The sequence below is a fragment of the Falsiroseomonas sp. RANM36 genome (assembly GCF_056682175.1).
The window spans coordinates 365,148-377,664 of sequence record NZ_JBWXTD010000005.1 but is presented as its reverse complement, the minus strand read 5'-3'; the positions used below and the strand labels follow the sequence as shown (position 1 = coordinate 377,664).

The following is a 12,517-nucleotide window of genomic DNA, read 5'->3' as shown; positions in this document are numbered from 1 at the left end:
CCCCCGGGGCAGCGGGCCCCCCGCGCGGCCCCCCCCCGGGGGGGGGGGGGCCAGGACCTCGACATCATCGTGGCGATGGGGCGCCGGCTCGGCCTGGACTGGCGCTACGGCCATGCGCGCGAGGTCTTCGCGGAGATGGCGCGCGCCATGCCCTCGCTGGCGAACATCACCTGGGACCGGCTGGAGCGCGAGGACAGCGTCACCTACCCTTCCCCGGCCCCCGACGCGCCCGGCGAGGACATCGTCTTCCACGACCACTTCCCGCTTGCGGGCGGCCGCGCGCATCTGGTGCCGGCGGGGCCGGGCGATCCCGGCGAGTTGCCGGACCGCGACTTCCCCTTCGTGCTGACCACCGGCCGCGAGCTGGAGCATTGGCACACCGGCGCGATGACGCGGCGCGCGCGCGTGCTGGATGCGCTGCAGCCCGCGCCCACCGTCTCCCTCGCGCCGGCTGCGCTGCGCCGGTTGGGCGCTGCGCCGGGCGCCATGCTGCGCGTGACGACGCGCCGCGGTGCGGTGGAACTCGCCGCGCGCGAGGATCCCGCGCTGCCGGAGGGCATCGCCTTCATCCCCTTCGCCTATGCCGAGGCCGCGGCGAACCTGCTGACCGGTGCGCAGCTCGATCCCGTCGCCAGGATTCCCGACTTCAAGCGCAGCGCCGCGCGCATCGAGCCTGTCGCCGCTCGCCCGGCTTGAGCCCGGCAAGGGCGGGCTTGTGGAAACGGGCGTCTCCTGCCTTGCTGTCGGCGCGGCAGAAGCCCGGCGGCCGGATCGGCCTTCCGGGACGCGATCGAGGAAGCACCAGAATGGCGGACACCAGCACCGCGCCGGACTTTTCCGTGGCCGGGAAGGTCGTGCTGATCAGCGGCGGCACCGGCGGCATCGGCATGGCCTTCGCGCGCGCCTTCGCCGCCTGCGGCGCCACGCCGATCCTGGCCGACCTGAAGCCGCCGCCCGAAGGCACGCCGTTCCGCTACGAGCCGCTCGACGTGCGCGACGACGCGGCGGTGCGCGCGCTGGCGGCGCGCATCGAAAAGCTGGACGTGCTGATCCATTGCGCCGGACGGCTGATCCGGCACGAGGAACACCAGCCCGAGATCTTCGCCGACATCGTGGACATCCATCTCACCGGCAACATGCGCCTCGCCACCGCCTTCCGCCCGCATCTGGCCAGGACGAAGGGCTGCCTGATCAACATCGGCTCGATGTATTCCTATTTCGGCGCGCCGATGATCCCGGCCTATGCCGCCGCCAAGACGGCGATCGTCGGGCTCACTCGGTCGCTCGCGATCGCCTATGCCGAGGACGGCATCCGCGTGAATGCCATCGCGCCCGGCTGGATCCGCACCGAGATCAGCCGCCGCGGGCGCGAGGAGCCCGCCTTCAACGAGAAGGTCATGGCACGCCTGCCGACGAAGCGCTGGTCGGAGCCCGAGGAACTGGCCGGGACCGCGGTGTTCCTCGCCTCGCCGGCAGCCGGCCTCGTCAACGGCGTCACCATCCCGGTGGATGGCGGCTATGTCGCGAGCTGAGCGGATGGGCGCCGGCGGGCCGCCCGCGGTGCCATGAAGGCGGCGCGCTTCGCCGGCGAAGGCCGGATCGAGATCGTCGAGGCACCGCCGCCGCTTCCCGGCCCGGGCGAGGTGCTGCTGCGCGTGACGAACTGCGCGCTCTGCGGCAGCGACCTTCGCCCCTTGCGCAGCGGCTGGCCGGTGACGCCCGGCCACGAGATTCTTGGGCGTGTGGACCAGCCCGGCCACGCCTGGCACGGCCGCCGCGCGCTGGTCTACATCCCGGTCTTCTGCGGACGCTGCGAGGACTGCGCAGCCGGCAACACCCATTTCTGCTGCAATGCCACGGACCTGATGGGCTGGCAGCGCGACGGCGGCTATGCCGAGGCGGTGGCCGTGCCGGCGCAATGCCTGCTGCCGGTGCCGGACGACATCCCGGATCGCCTGGCGCCGCTGCTGCTGGACGCGATCGGCACCACCGGCCATGGCGTGCGCCTGGCGCAGCGCATCGTGCGGCCGGGCGCGGCGCTGCTGCTCGGCGCGGGGCCAATCGGGCTCGGCGCGCTGCTGGTGATGCAGGCGCTGGGATACGGCCCGGTCTTCGTGGTGGAGCCGGGCGAGCGGCGCGCCGCCGCGGCCGCCAGCTTCGGCGCCACCCGCCTCGCGCCGGAGGACGCCGCGCGGCGCCGCTTTCCCCTGGTGATCGAGGCGTCCGGCAAGGATCCGGCACGCCAGCTGGCCTTCGAGGTCGTCGCCCCGGACGGCGCGATCGTCCAGTTCGGCGAGAGCGACGCCTGGACCATCACCGAGAACAAGGCGATCCGCCGCAAGGATTTCTGCCTCCTTCGCTCCTTCTACTTCCCCATCGGGGATCACGCCGCGAACATCGCGCTGCTCCGCGCCCGGCGCGATCAGTACGAGCGGCTGGTGGACGGCGTGGCCGGCTTCGACGAGCTGCGGGACCTGTTCGAGGCGTTCAGGCGCGGCGAGACGCTGAAGCCGCTCTTCGTTCCATGACGCGACATGTCGTGTGTTCCGGCATCGCGGTGCTGGATCGGGTCTATGCCTTCGCGACACTGCCCCTGACGCCGGGCAAGCACATCGCAGCCGGCTATCGCGAGAATGGCGGCGGCATGGCGGCGACCGCCGCGGTGTCCATCGTGGCGCTGGGCGGGCATGCATCCTGGTTCGGGCGCCTCGGCGCCGACGCCACCGGCGACACGCTGCGCGCCATGCTGCAGCGCCGGGGCGTGGATGCGCGCGGCGCGACCATCGTGGCCGGCGGGCAGTCGCCCTCCGCCGGCATCATGCTCGATGCCGAGGGCGAGCGCGTGCTGGCCGTGTTTCCGGGCGGCGACCTGCCCGAGGATGCGCCGATCCCCGCGGCCGCGCTGGACGGCGCCGGCGCGGTGCTGGCCGATCCGCGCTGGGTGGGTGGCGCGGAGCAGGTCTTCGCCATGGCCCGCGCGCGCGGCCTGCCGAGCGTGCTGGATGCGGAGCTTGCGCCCTCGCACATCCTGCAGCGTCTCGCGCCGCAGGCCGGGCATGCGATCTTCTCCGAGCGCGGCCTGGTGGACTTCACCGGCATCGCCGAGCCGGAAGCGGGCCTCACGCGCGCGGCGGGGGCCTTGCGCGGCGTGGTGGCGGTCACGCTCGGCGCGCGCGGCAGCCTGTGGTGGCGCAGCGGGGCGATCGTCGCGATGCCGGCACCGCGCATCGTCGCACGCGACACCACGGGCTGCGGCGACGTCTTCCACGGCGCCTATGCGCTGGCGCTGGCTGAGGGCGCGGACGTGCTGGCCGCCGCGCGCTTCGCCACCGCCGCGGCCGCGCTGAAGGCCGCGAACGGCAATGGCTGGGACGGCATGCCCGACCGCGCCGCGGTCGAGCGCCTGCTCAAGGAGGGATGGTGATGCGGATCTCGCCCGGCAAGCTCTGGGGCATGCGGCGCCTGGCCGATGCCGGCGGGTTCTGGAAGATGCTGGCGATCGACCAGCGCACGCCGCTCCTTGCGCCGATCGCGGAGGCGCGCGGCACGCAGGAGGCGCCGCCCGAGGACGTCGCGCGGGTGAAGCAGGCGCTGGCGCGGCATCTCGCGCCGCTCGCTTCCGCCGTGCTGACCGATCCCGTCCACGGCTATGCGCGGCCGATCGCGGAGATCCCGCCGCAGAAGGGGCTGATCCTGTCCTACGAGCACCACGTCACGGAGAACATGCCGGGCGGCCGCAGATCCTCGCCGATCCCGCATTGGGGCGCCGGCGCGATCCGTCGCATCGGCGGCGATGCGGCCAAGGTGCTGGTCTGGCATCGCCACGATGCCGCGCCGGAGGTGCGCGCGCATCAGGAGGCCTTCGTGCGCGCCGCCGGCGAGGCCTGCCGCGCGCAGGACCTGACGCATCTGCTGGAAGTGCTGGTCTATCCCCTGCCCGGCGAGGAGCCTGGCGCCTTCGCCGCGCGACGCACCGAGTTGGTGATCGAGGCGATCCGACCCTTCACCGACCCGGCCTATGGCGTGGACATCTTCAAGCTGGAGCCGCCCGGCGCGATCAGCGGCGTGCCGGATCCCGACGGGCCGCAGGCCGCGGCGCAGCAGGCCGCCTATGACCGCATGGCGGCGATGCTGCCGCGGCCCTGGGTGATGCTCTCGGCCGGTGCGGGCATGACCGACTTCGTGCGCAGCATGCGCTATGCCTGCCGTGCCGGCGCCTCCGGCTATCTCGCCGGCCGCGCCATATGGGCGGACGCCTTCGCGAAGTTCCCCGACTTCGCGGCGATGGACCGCGTGCTGGCGCAGGACGCGCGCCGCAACCTCGAGACGCTGAACGCGCTCACCGAGCAGGCCGCGACGCCCTGGCACCGCCACCCGGCCTTCGGCGGCGCGGTCGTCGCCGATGTCGAGGAAGGCCGCTTCCCGGCAGGCTACGGCTGATCACCAGGTCCGGCGCATCAGGCTGAAGCTCTGTCCCGTGGGGCCGGGCGCCGGGCAGGTGGCGAGGAACATCGCGAGCGGCACCACATCCTCGGGCCGCTTCAGCCATTCGATCGGGTTGGACACCACCGATCCGCTGCGCTGCGGCACCGCCGTCATGCTGGTCTGCACCGGGCCGGGCACCAGCTCGTTCACGCTGATGCCGTCCTGGCGCAGCTCGTCGGCCAGGATGCGCGTGAGCATCCAGAGCCCGGCCTTGGAGCAGGAATAGCCCGCATGCCCATGCGCGCTGGAATGTCCCATGCCGGAGCCGAGCATCACCATCCGCCCGCCGCCGCGCGCGCGCATATGCGGGATGGCAAGCCGCGCGCAATGATAGGCGCCGGTGAGGTTCACCGCGATGGTGCGCGCGAAGGCGTCGGGATCGCTGGTCTCGACCGGGCGCTGGTCCAGGCTGACGCCGGCATTGACCAGCAGCATGTCGAGCCCGCCCGCGCGCTCCACGCTCCGCGCATAGAGCGCCTCGACCTGCGCCGCGTCGGTCACGTCCACCGGCAGCGCGAAGGCCGCGCCACCCGCCGCGACGATGCGCGCCGCCGTCGCCTCGATCTCCGGCGCGCTGCGCGCCGCGCAGACCACCGTGGCGCCCGCCGCGCCATAGGCTTCCGCGATCGCCGCGCCGATGCCGCGCCCCGCGCCCGTCACCACCGCGACCTTGCCCGCCAATGCGTCCATGGCGTCCCCTCCTCGCTGCCCGGATGAGCCTAGTCGTCGAAGTGCAGCGGCGCGACTGCCTTGACGCCACGCGACACGCGCCGATAGCGTTCACTTCGCAAGGCGCGGCGCCACGCCATCCGGCGTAGGACACCGGCGCGATGGGAGGAAGGCATGAGCGAACCGCGCACGGGCCGTCGTCACCTCTTGCTGGGCGCCAGCGCGCTCGGCCTCGGCGCCCTCGCCGCGCCGCCGGTCCTCGGGCAGGCCAGGCCCTTCGCCGGGCAGACGCTGAACGGCGCGGCGTTCCAGAGCACCTTCTTCGAATATCTGCGCGCCTTCTTCCCGGAATTCGAGGAACGCACCGGCGCCAAGCTGAACTTCAACACCCAGGCCTTCCCGGTCTACAACCAGCGCACCGACCTCGAACTGTCCACGCGTGGCAGCGCGCTCGATGTCATCAACGTGACCTTCATCTATTCGGGCCGCTGGATCGGCGCCGGCTGGCTGACCAACCTCAGCGAGTTCGTCAACGACCGCAACAAGACCGACCCCGCCTGGGACGCGGCCGACTTCGTCTCCGGCGCGCAATCGGCGATGCAGGATGCCCAGGGCAACACCTATGGCTTCGCCTGGGAAGCCGGCGCGATGCTGATGGCCGCGAGCCGCGCGGACCTCCTGGACCAGGCCGGCAAGGCGATGCCCACCACATTCGACGAGCTGATCGCCGCCTGCGACGCTGTGCAGGGCAAGGACAACATGTCGGCCTTCGTCGCCGACCAGCTGCATCACTGGAACTGGATCCCCTATCTGATGGGGCATGGCGGCAAGGTGTTCCGCGATCCGCCCGGCAACCTGACGCCGGAGCTCGCCTCGCCGCAGGCGATCCAGGCGGCCGGCTGGTATGCGGAGCTGCTGTCGAAATACGGCCCCTCCGGCGTGCTCTCCTTCAGCGACGACCAGGCGATGCGCACGCAGATTGCAGGGCGGGCGAATTTCCGCACGCAGGCGATCACCTGGCTGGTGCCGCTGGCCAAGCACGCCGACAGCACGGTGAAGACCACGGTGCGCTACGCGCTGATGCCGGGCGGTCCCGCGGGCAACTTCCCCGGGTCGAACAGCCACGGCCTTGGCATTCCCATCGGCTCGCGCCGCAAGGAGCTGGCCTGGGAGTTCATCAAGTGGGCGCTGTCGAAGGAGATGCTGAACCGCATTGTCGAGACGCGCGGCTATCCGAGCGTCTGCCGGCGCAGCGTCATCACCAGCCAGGCCTTCAAGGAGGCGATGACGCTGAACGGGCAGGACGTCGCTTCGCTCTACCTGCAGGTGCTGGAGCTCGGCGGCCGCTCCGGCTACATGAAATACCGCACCGTGCCGGTCTTCCCGCAGGTGGGCGACACGATCAACCGCGGCATCGCGCGCATCGCGACGCGCCAGCAGGATGCGCAGGCCTCCATGCGCCAGGCGCAGCAGGATGCGATCCAGGTGCTGCAGCGCGCCGGCGTGACGCTCGACGCGAACTAGGCGCGGCATGTCGGGCGCGGCGCAGGCGCTGCCGGCGCCGAGGGAAAGGGCGGTGGCGCGCAGCGGGGCGACCCGTGCGCGCGACCGCTTCTATGCGCTCTGCGTCGCGCCGTCGCTCGCCGTGCTGGCGGTCATTACGCTCGCGCCGGCCATCTACCTGCTGGTCACCAGCTTCACGCCGCTCGACCTGACGCGGCCCGAGACTGCCTGGAATTTCGCCAAGCCCTTCGAGAACTACCGCCAGATGCCGGCCGATTCGCGCCTGGTGAACTCGCTCTGGGTGCAGGCGAAGCTCTCCTTCTGGACGGTGACGCTGCAATTGGTGATCGGCTTCGGCTTCGCGCTGCTGCTGAACATGCGGTCGCGATTCCTGGAGGCGCTGCGCACCGTCTTCCTGATCCCGATGGTGCTGCCGCCCATCGTCGTCGCGATCATCTGGAAGGTGCTCTACACGCCGGACATCAGCCCGCTGCACTGGGGCACAACGCTGCTCGGCTTCACCGTGCCGGCGCTGATCACGCATCCGGACTGGGCGCTGACCGCGATCATCATCGCCGATACCTGGCAGTGGTTCCCCTTCACCATGCTGATGACGCTGGCTGCGCTGCAGATGATGCCGCAGGAGATGGTGGACGCCGCGAAGGTGGACGGCGCCAGCGCCTGGCAGATGACCTGGCACGTCACCCTGCCCTTCCTGAAGGGCGTGCTGCTGGTGGCCGGGCTGTTCCGCCTGATCGATTCCATCAAGGCCTTCCCGCTGATCTTCATCCTGACCGAAGGCGGACCGGGCAGCGTGACGGAGGTGACGAACTACTACTCCTTCCTGCAGGCCTTCAACTTCAGCTTCCTCGGCTATTCCAGCGCCATCACCGTGGTGATGCTGACGGTCACGGTGCTGATGAGCTGGGCGATCGTCAGGCTTGTCGGCTGGGGGCAGCATGGCGAGTAGCTCGGCCCTGGCGCGCGAACGGCGCTTCATCCAGCTCCTCGCCATCGTGCTGGCGGCGCTGGTGATGGCGCCCTTCCTCTGGCTCCTGCAGATGTCGTTCAAGACCAACGCCCAGGTCTTCCAGTTCCCGCCACCGCTGATCTTCACGCCGACGCTGGAGAATTACGAGGCGCTGTGGACCAGCGGCTTCCGCCAGAGCTTCGTGAACAGCCTGGTGGTCGCGGGCGCCGCCACCGTCGCGCCGATGCTGCTCGGCGTGCCGGCGGCCTATGCGCTCTCCCGCTGGCAGGCGCGCATCGCGGGCACCTTCAGCCTGTGGATCCTGGCGTCCCGCATGGCGCCGCCGATCGCCTTCACCATTCCCTACTTCCTCGCCTACCGGCACCTGGAGCTGCTGGATACGCGCACCGGACTCGTCATCATCTACATGACGTTCAACCTCTCGCTCGTCATCTGGATGATGCGCCCCTTCTTCGACCAGTTGCCGCGCGCGCTGGAGGAAGCCGCCTGGATCGACGGCGCGACCACGGCGCAGGGCTTCTTCCGCATCATCCTGCCGCTCTCGGCGCCCGGTCTCGCGGCCACCGCCATCCTCTGCTTCCTCTTCGCCTGGAATGATTTTTTCTTTGCACTGATCCTGACGCGGACCGAAGCGATGACCGCACCCGTCGCCGTGGTGAACTTCATGAACTACGAGGGCTGGGAGTGGGGCCGGATCGCCGCCGGCGGCACGATGGTGATGCTGCCCGTTCTGCTGTTCTCCCTGCTCGTCCGAAAATACCTTGTCCACGGCCTGACCGGCGGCGCGGTGAAGGGATGATCTTCGATCCCGCCGCACGCCGCCGCCTGGGCCGCACCGCGCTGGAGGTCACGCTGCTCGGCTTCGGCGCCGCGCCGATCGGCGGCTTCCGCGCGACAATGCCGGATCGCGACGCCATCGGGATCGTGGACGAGGCCTGGACGCAGGGCGTCCGCTTCTTCGACACCTCGCCCTTCTACGGCTATGGCCGCAGCGAGCTGCGGGTCGGCGCCGCGCTGCGCGACCGGCCGCGCGAGGATTTTCTCCTGTCCACCAAGATCGGCCGCGTGATGCACGCGCTGCGCCCCGGCGAGCAGCCGCCGGCTGGCATGCGCCAGGGCGGGCTGCCCGGCTTCGTTCCGGCCTTCGACTACAGCTACGACGGCGTGATGCGCTCGCTGGAGCAGTCGCATCTGCGGCTCGGCCTCGCGCGGCTCGACGTGGTGCTGGTGCATGACGTGGATCTCCGCAGCACCGGCAGCGAAGCGCTGTTCGAGCAGCATTTCCGCACCGTGATGGACAGCGGCTACCGTGCGCTGGACGAGTTGCGCCGAGCCGGCGTGATCGGCGCCATCGGCTGCGGCCTGAACGAGACGGAGGCGACGCTCCGCTTCCTGCGCGAAGGCGATTTCGACTGCATGCTGCTCGCCGGCCGCTACACGCTGCTGGAGCAGGGCGCGCTGGCCGAACTGCTGCCGGAATGCGCGCGGCGCGGCGCCAGCATCATCCTGGGGGGGCCGTTCAATTCCGGCATCCTCGCCGGCCCAGTGCGGGACGGCGCCTGGTACGACTACGCCCCGGCCCCGCCCGCGCTGCTCGATCGTGCGCGCCGGATCGAGGCGGTCTGCGCCCGGCACGGCGTGCCCCTCGCTGCGGCCGCGCTGCAATTCCCGCTGGCCCATCCGGTTGTGGCGAGCACCATCCCCGGCGCGCTTGCGCCGCAGGAGGTGGCGCTGAACGCTGCGCATCTGCGTCTGCCCATCCCCACCGACCTCTGGGCGGAACTCCGCCACGAAGGATTGCTGGACCCGAACGCGCCCATCCCGGGCTGAAGGAGCCAAGGCCATGCGCAACAGCCGAATCGAGATCGCCCCCGTCGCCGGCGCGCTGGGCGTCGAGATCCTTGGCGTGGATCTCACCCGCCCGCTGGACGACGCAACCTTCAGCGACATCCGCCAGGCTTTCCGCGACCACAGCGTGATCTTCTTCCGCGATCAGGACATCACGCCGGAACAGCACATCGCCTTCGCCCGCCGCTTCGGCCCGATCAACGTGAACCGCTTCTTCACGCCGGTGGCAGGCCATGCCGAGATCGCGGAAGTGCGGAAGGAACCCGAACAGAAAAAAAACATCGGCGAGACCTGGCACACCGACCACAGCTACGACGAGATCCCCGCGCTCGGCTCCATGTTGGTGGCGCGCGAGGTGCCCGACCATGGCGGCGACACCATGTTCGCCTCGATGTACGCGGCCTATGACGCGCTGTCGGACGGCATGAAGCGCACGCTGGCGCCGCTGCGCGCCCTGCATTCCAGCCGCCACATCTTCGGCCACGACGCGGGCTACCATCACAACGACCTCAAGGGCCGGCTGCACAACCCGGACGCCGCGACGCAGGACGCGGTGCATCCTGTCGTGATCACGCATCCCGACACCGGCCGAAAGGCGCTCTACGTCAACTCGAACTTCACGGTCGGCATCGAGGGCTGGACGAAGGAGGAAAGCGAGGCGCTGCTCGGCTTCCTCTATCGCCATGGCGCCCGGCCCGAATTCACCTGCCGCTTCCGCTGGCGCAACGGCTCCATCGCATTGTGGGACAATCGCAGCACCTGGCATTGCGCGGTGAATGACTATCACGGCCAGCGCCGACTGATGCATCGAATCACCATCGAGGGCACGCCCCTGCATTGAACCCACTCTGCGTCCACCCGCTGGTCTTCATCCCGCGCTGGACGCGCGCGGCGGGTCCGCTCGCGCTGGAACGCGCCAGCGCGACCGGCTTCGACATGATGATCGTGCCGGGACGCGACCCGGCCGAGGTGGACGTGCCCGACATCGCGCGCCGTGCCGAGGCGGCAGGGCTGCACCTGATCTGCAACACGAACCATCCGCCCGAAGCCGATCCGGCCAGCGATGATCCCGCCATCGCGGCGCGGGGCGCGATCCGCCTGCTGGATGCCGTGCGCCTCGCGCGCGATCTCGGCGCGGTGCAACTTGGCGGCATCCCTCATGCCGCCTGGGGCAAGGCGCCCGGCCCCGTCACGCCGCGCGGCCGCGCCCATGCGGTGGCCGCGCTGGCGAAGGCTGCGGAGCTCGCCGCCGCGTCCGGGCTGCGCATCACGCTGGAATGCGTCAACCGCTTCGAGAATGCGCTGCTGAACACTGCCGCGGATGCGCTGGCGCTGATCGCGGAAGCCGGCGCGCCGAACCTGTTCGTCCACCTCGACACGCATCACATGCTGATCGAGGAAGCCGATCCCGCGCTCGCCGTCGCGAAGGCGCTGCCGCGCCTGGGCTTCCTGGAATTCTCCGAGAGCCATCGCGGCCCGCTCGGCACCGGCAATGTGGACATGAACGCCATTGCGGGCGCGGCGCGTGGCTATGCCGGCCCGATCGGCTTCGAGGCGTTTTCCTCCGCCATCCTCGACCCCGCGCTCGCCGCGCATCTCTGCGTCTGGCGCACCACCTACACCGACGCCGAGGCGGTGGCGCGCGACGCCGCGCGCCGCATCCGCGCCGCCCTGCAAGGAGAGTGACCATGCGCGGCCCCGCCGTGATGCTGAGCCAGTTCATGGGCGACGCCGCGCCCTTCGACAGCCTGGAGAGCGTGGCGGGATGGCTGGCCGGCTTCGGCTATGTCGGCGTGCAGGTTCCGGTTCACGACCCGCGCCTGATCGACCTCGACCGCGCCGCCACGGACGATGCCTATTGCCGCGACTACACGCTGCGCCTGGCCGACCTCGGCCTGGAGATCACGGAACTTGCGGCGCATCGCGCGGGCCAGCTCACCGCGGTGAATCCCGCCTGGTCCGAGATTGCCGATGTCTTCGCCGCCCCCTCCGTGCGCGGCAATCCAGCGGCCCGCGCCGCCTGGGCGGCGCAACGCCTGCGGCTTGCGATCGAGGCCGCGGCGCGGCTCGGCCTGCAACGCGTCGCCACTTTCTCGGGCGCCTTCGTCTGGCCGTATTTCTACCCCTGGCCCCCCGCCCCGCCCGGCCTGGTGGACGCCGCCTTCGAGGAGCTGGCGCGACGCTGGCGCCCCCTGCTGGACCACGCCGAGCACGCCGATGTGGACATCTGCTTCGAACTGCATCCGGGCGAGGATCTGCATGACGGCGTCACGTTCGACCGCTTCCTGAACCTGCTGGACGGCCATCGCCGCGCACGGATCCTGTTCGACCCGAGCCACATGCTGATGCAGCAGATGGACTATCTCGGCTTCATCGACCTGTATGCTGGGCGCATCGGCGCCTTCCACGTGAAGGACGCCGAGTTCGTCCGCAGCGCACGCAGCGGCCTCTATGGCGGCTTCCAGGATTGGGCGCAGCGCCCTGCCCGCTTCCGCTCCCCGGGCGACGGGCAGGTGGATTTCAAGGGCGTCTTCTCCCGCCTTGCCGCCGCCGGCTACCACGGCTGGTGCGTGCTGGAATGGGAGGACTGCCTGAAGCGCAAGGAGGACGGCGCGCGCGAGGGCGCGCCCTTCATCGCGCAGCACATGATCCGCACGACGGACGCGCCCTTCGACGCCGCGCTGCGACGCGGCATGGATCGCGCGCAGGCGCGCCGCATCCTGGGCATCGCGCCATGAGCGCGTTCGAGGCGCTCGGCCGTCGGCTGCGCCTCGGCTTCGTTGGCGGCGCCGCGCCCTCCATGATCGGGCAGGTGCATCTGCGCGCGGCGCTGATGGACCGGCGATTCGTGGTGGTCGCCGGCGCGCTGTCCCGCGACGCGGCGCGGGGGGGGGGGGCGGGGGGGCGGGCGGGGCTGGCGGAGACCGCGGGCTGCGGGCGGCAGGCCGCGGCGCTATCTCGACCAGCGCCTGAAGCTGCCGCTGCTGCGCGTCGCCGACGCGCTGGAGGCGCATGGCAGCC

At 71.0% G+C, this 12,517-nt stretch carries 13 protein-coding genes and 1 pseudogene; 13 read left to right on the top strand and 1 reads right to left on the bottom strand.

Annotation, left to right across the window (positions count from 1 at the left end):
- The 5 genes from AC1MIR_RS19810 to AC1MIR_RS19790 form a co-directional block, all read left to right on the top strand.
- On the top strand, positions 1 to 696 hold a 696-nt coding region (locus AC1MIR_RS19810; protein WP_480029909.1), incomplete at its 5' end, for a molybdopterin oxidoreductase family protein.
- 110 nt (positions 697 to 806) lie between these two features.
- Positions 807 to 1,532, top strand: coding sequence for an SDR family NAD(P)-dependent oxidoreductase (locus AC1MIR_RS19805; protein WP_480029908.1), 726 nt, complete (start codon positions 807 to 809; stop codon positions 1,530 to 1,532).
- Between the two features lie 33 nt (positions 1,533 to 1,565).
- Positions 1,566 to 2,528 carry an alcohol dehydrogenase catalytic domain-containing protein gene (locus AC1MIR_RS19800; protein WP_480029907.1) on the top strand — a complete coding sequence of 321 codons (963 nt, stop codon included), beginning with the start codon at positions 1,566 to 1,568 and terminating at the stop codon, positions 2,526 to 2,528.
- On the top strand, positions 2,525 to 3,424 hold the full coding sequence (locus AC1MIR_RS19795; RefSeq protein ID WP_480029906.1) for a PfkB family carbohydrate kinase: 900 nt from the start codon (positions 2,525 to 2,527) through the stop codon (positions 3,422 to 3,424). Before AC1MIR_RS19800 ends, AC1MIR_RS19795 begins: the two co-directional genes overlap by 4 nt.
- Entirely contained in the window at positions 3,424 to 4,440 is a 1,017-nt protein-coding gene (locus AC1MIR_RS19790; RefSeq protein ID WP_480029905.1) for a tagatose 1,6-diphosphate aldolase, read from the top strand. The genes AC1MIR_RS19795 and AC1MIR_RS19790 overlap by 1 nt, the downstream gene beginning before the upstream one ends.
- Here AC1MIR_RS19790 and AC1MIR_RS19785 read toward each other — a convergent pair whose 3' ends face one another.
- On the bottom strand, positions 4,441 to 5,175 hold the full coding sequence (locus tag AC1MIR_RS19785; RefSeq protein ID WP_480029904.1) for an SDR family NAD(P)-dependent oxidoreductase: 735 nt from the start codon (positions 5,173 to 5,175) through the stop codon (positions 4,441 to 4,443).
- Positions 5,176 to 5,328: 153 nt separating this feature from the next.
- Here AC1MIR_RS19785 and AC1MIR_RS19780 point away from each other — a divergent pair, with 153 nt between their 5' ends.
- The 8 genes and pseudogenes from AC1MIR_RS19780 to AC1MIR_RS19745 all read left to right on the top strand — a co-directional run.
- On the top strand, positions 5,329 to 6,678 hold the full coding sequence (locus AC1MIR_RS19780; RefSeq protein WP_480029903.1) for an ABC transporter substrate-binding protein: 1,350 nt from the start codon (positions 5,329 to 5,331) through the stop codon (positions 6,676 to 6,678).
- A 52-nt stretch (positions 6,679 to 6,730) separates the two neighbouring features.
- Positions 6,731 to 7,627 (top strand): carbohydrate ABC transporter permease, encoded by an 897-nt coding sequence (locus AC1MIR_RS19775; protein WP_480029902.1) that lies wholly within the window; start codon positions 6,731 to 6,733, stop codon positions 7,625 to 7,627.
- On the top strand, positions 7,617 to 8,447 hold the full coding sequence (locus AC1MIR_RS19770) for a carbohydrate ABC transporter permease (RefSeq protein WP_480029901.1): 831 nt from the start codon (positions 7,617 to 7,619) through the stop codon (positions 8,445 to 8,447). The genes AC1MIR_RS19775 and AC1MIR_RS19770 overlap by 11 nt, the downstream gene beginning before the upstream one ends.
- Positions 8,444 to 9,478, top strand: a complete 1,035-nt coding sequence (locus AC1MIR_RS19765; RefSeq protein WP_480029900.1) for an aldo/keto reductase — start codon at positions 8,444 to 8,446, stop codon at positions 9,476 to 9,478. The genes AC1MIR_RS19770 and AC1MIR_RS19765 overlap by 4 nt, the downstream gene beginning before the upstream one ends.
- Positions 9,479 to 9,491: 13 nt before the next feature.
- Positions 9,492 to 10,337, top strand: coding sequence for a TauD/TfdA dioxygenase family protein (locus tag AC1MIR_RS19760; protein WP_480029899.1), 846 nt, complete (start codon positions 9,492 to 9,494; stop codon positions 10,335 to 10,337).
- Positions 10,334 to 11,182 (top strand): sugar phosphate isomerase/epimerase family protein, encoded by an 849-nt coding sequence (locus AC1MIR_RS19755; protein WP_480029898.1) that lies wholly within the window; start codon positions 10,334 to 10,336, stop codon positions 11,180 to 11,182. Before AC1MIR_RS19760 ends, AC1MIR_RS19755 begins: the two co-directional genes overlap by 4 nt.
- A 2-nt stretch (positions 11,183 to 11,184) precedes the next feature.
- Positions 11,185 to 12,234, top strand: a complete 1,050-nt coding sequence (locus AC1MIR_RS19750) for a sugar phosphate isomerase/epimerase family protein (RefSeq protein WP_480029897.1) — start codon at positions 11,185 to 11,187, stop codon at positions 12,232 to 12,234.
- Positions 12,231 to 12,517, top strand: a pseudogene (locus tag AC1MIR_RS19745) (hypothetical protein); the annotation flags it as partial. The gene AC1MIR_RS19750 and the pseudogene AC1MIR_RS19745, both read left to right, overlap by 4 nt.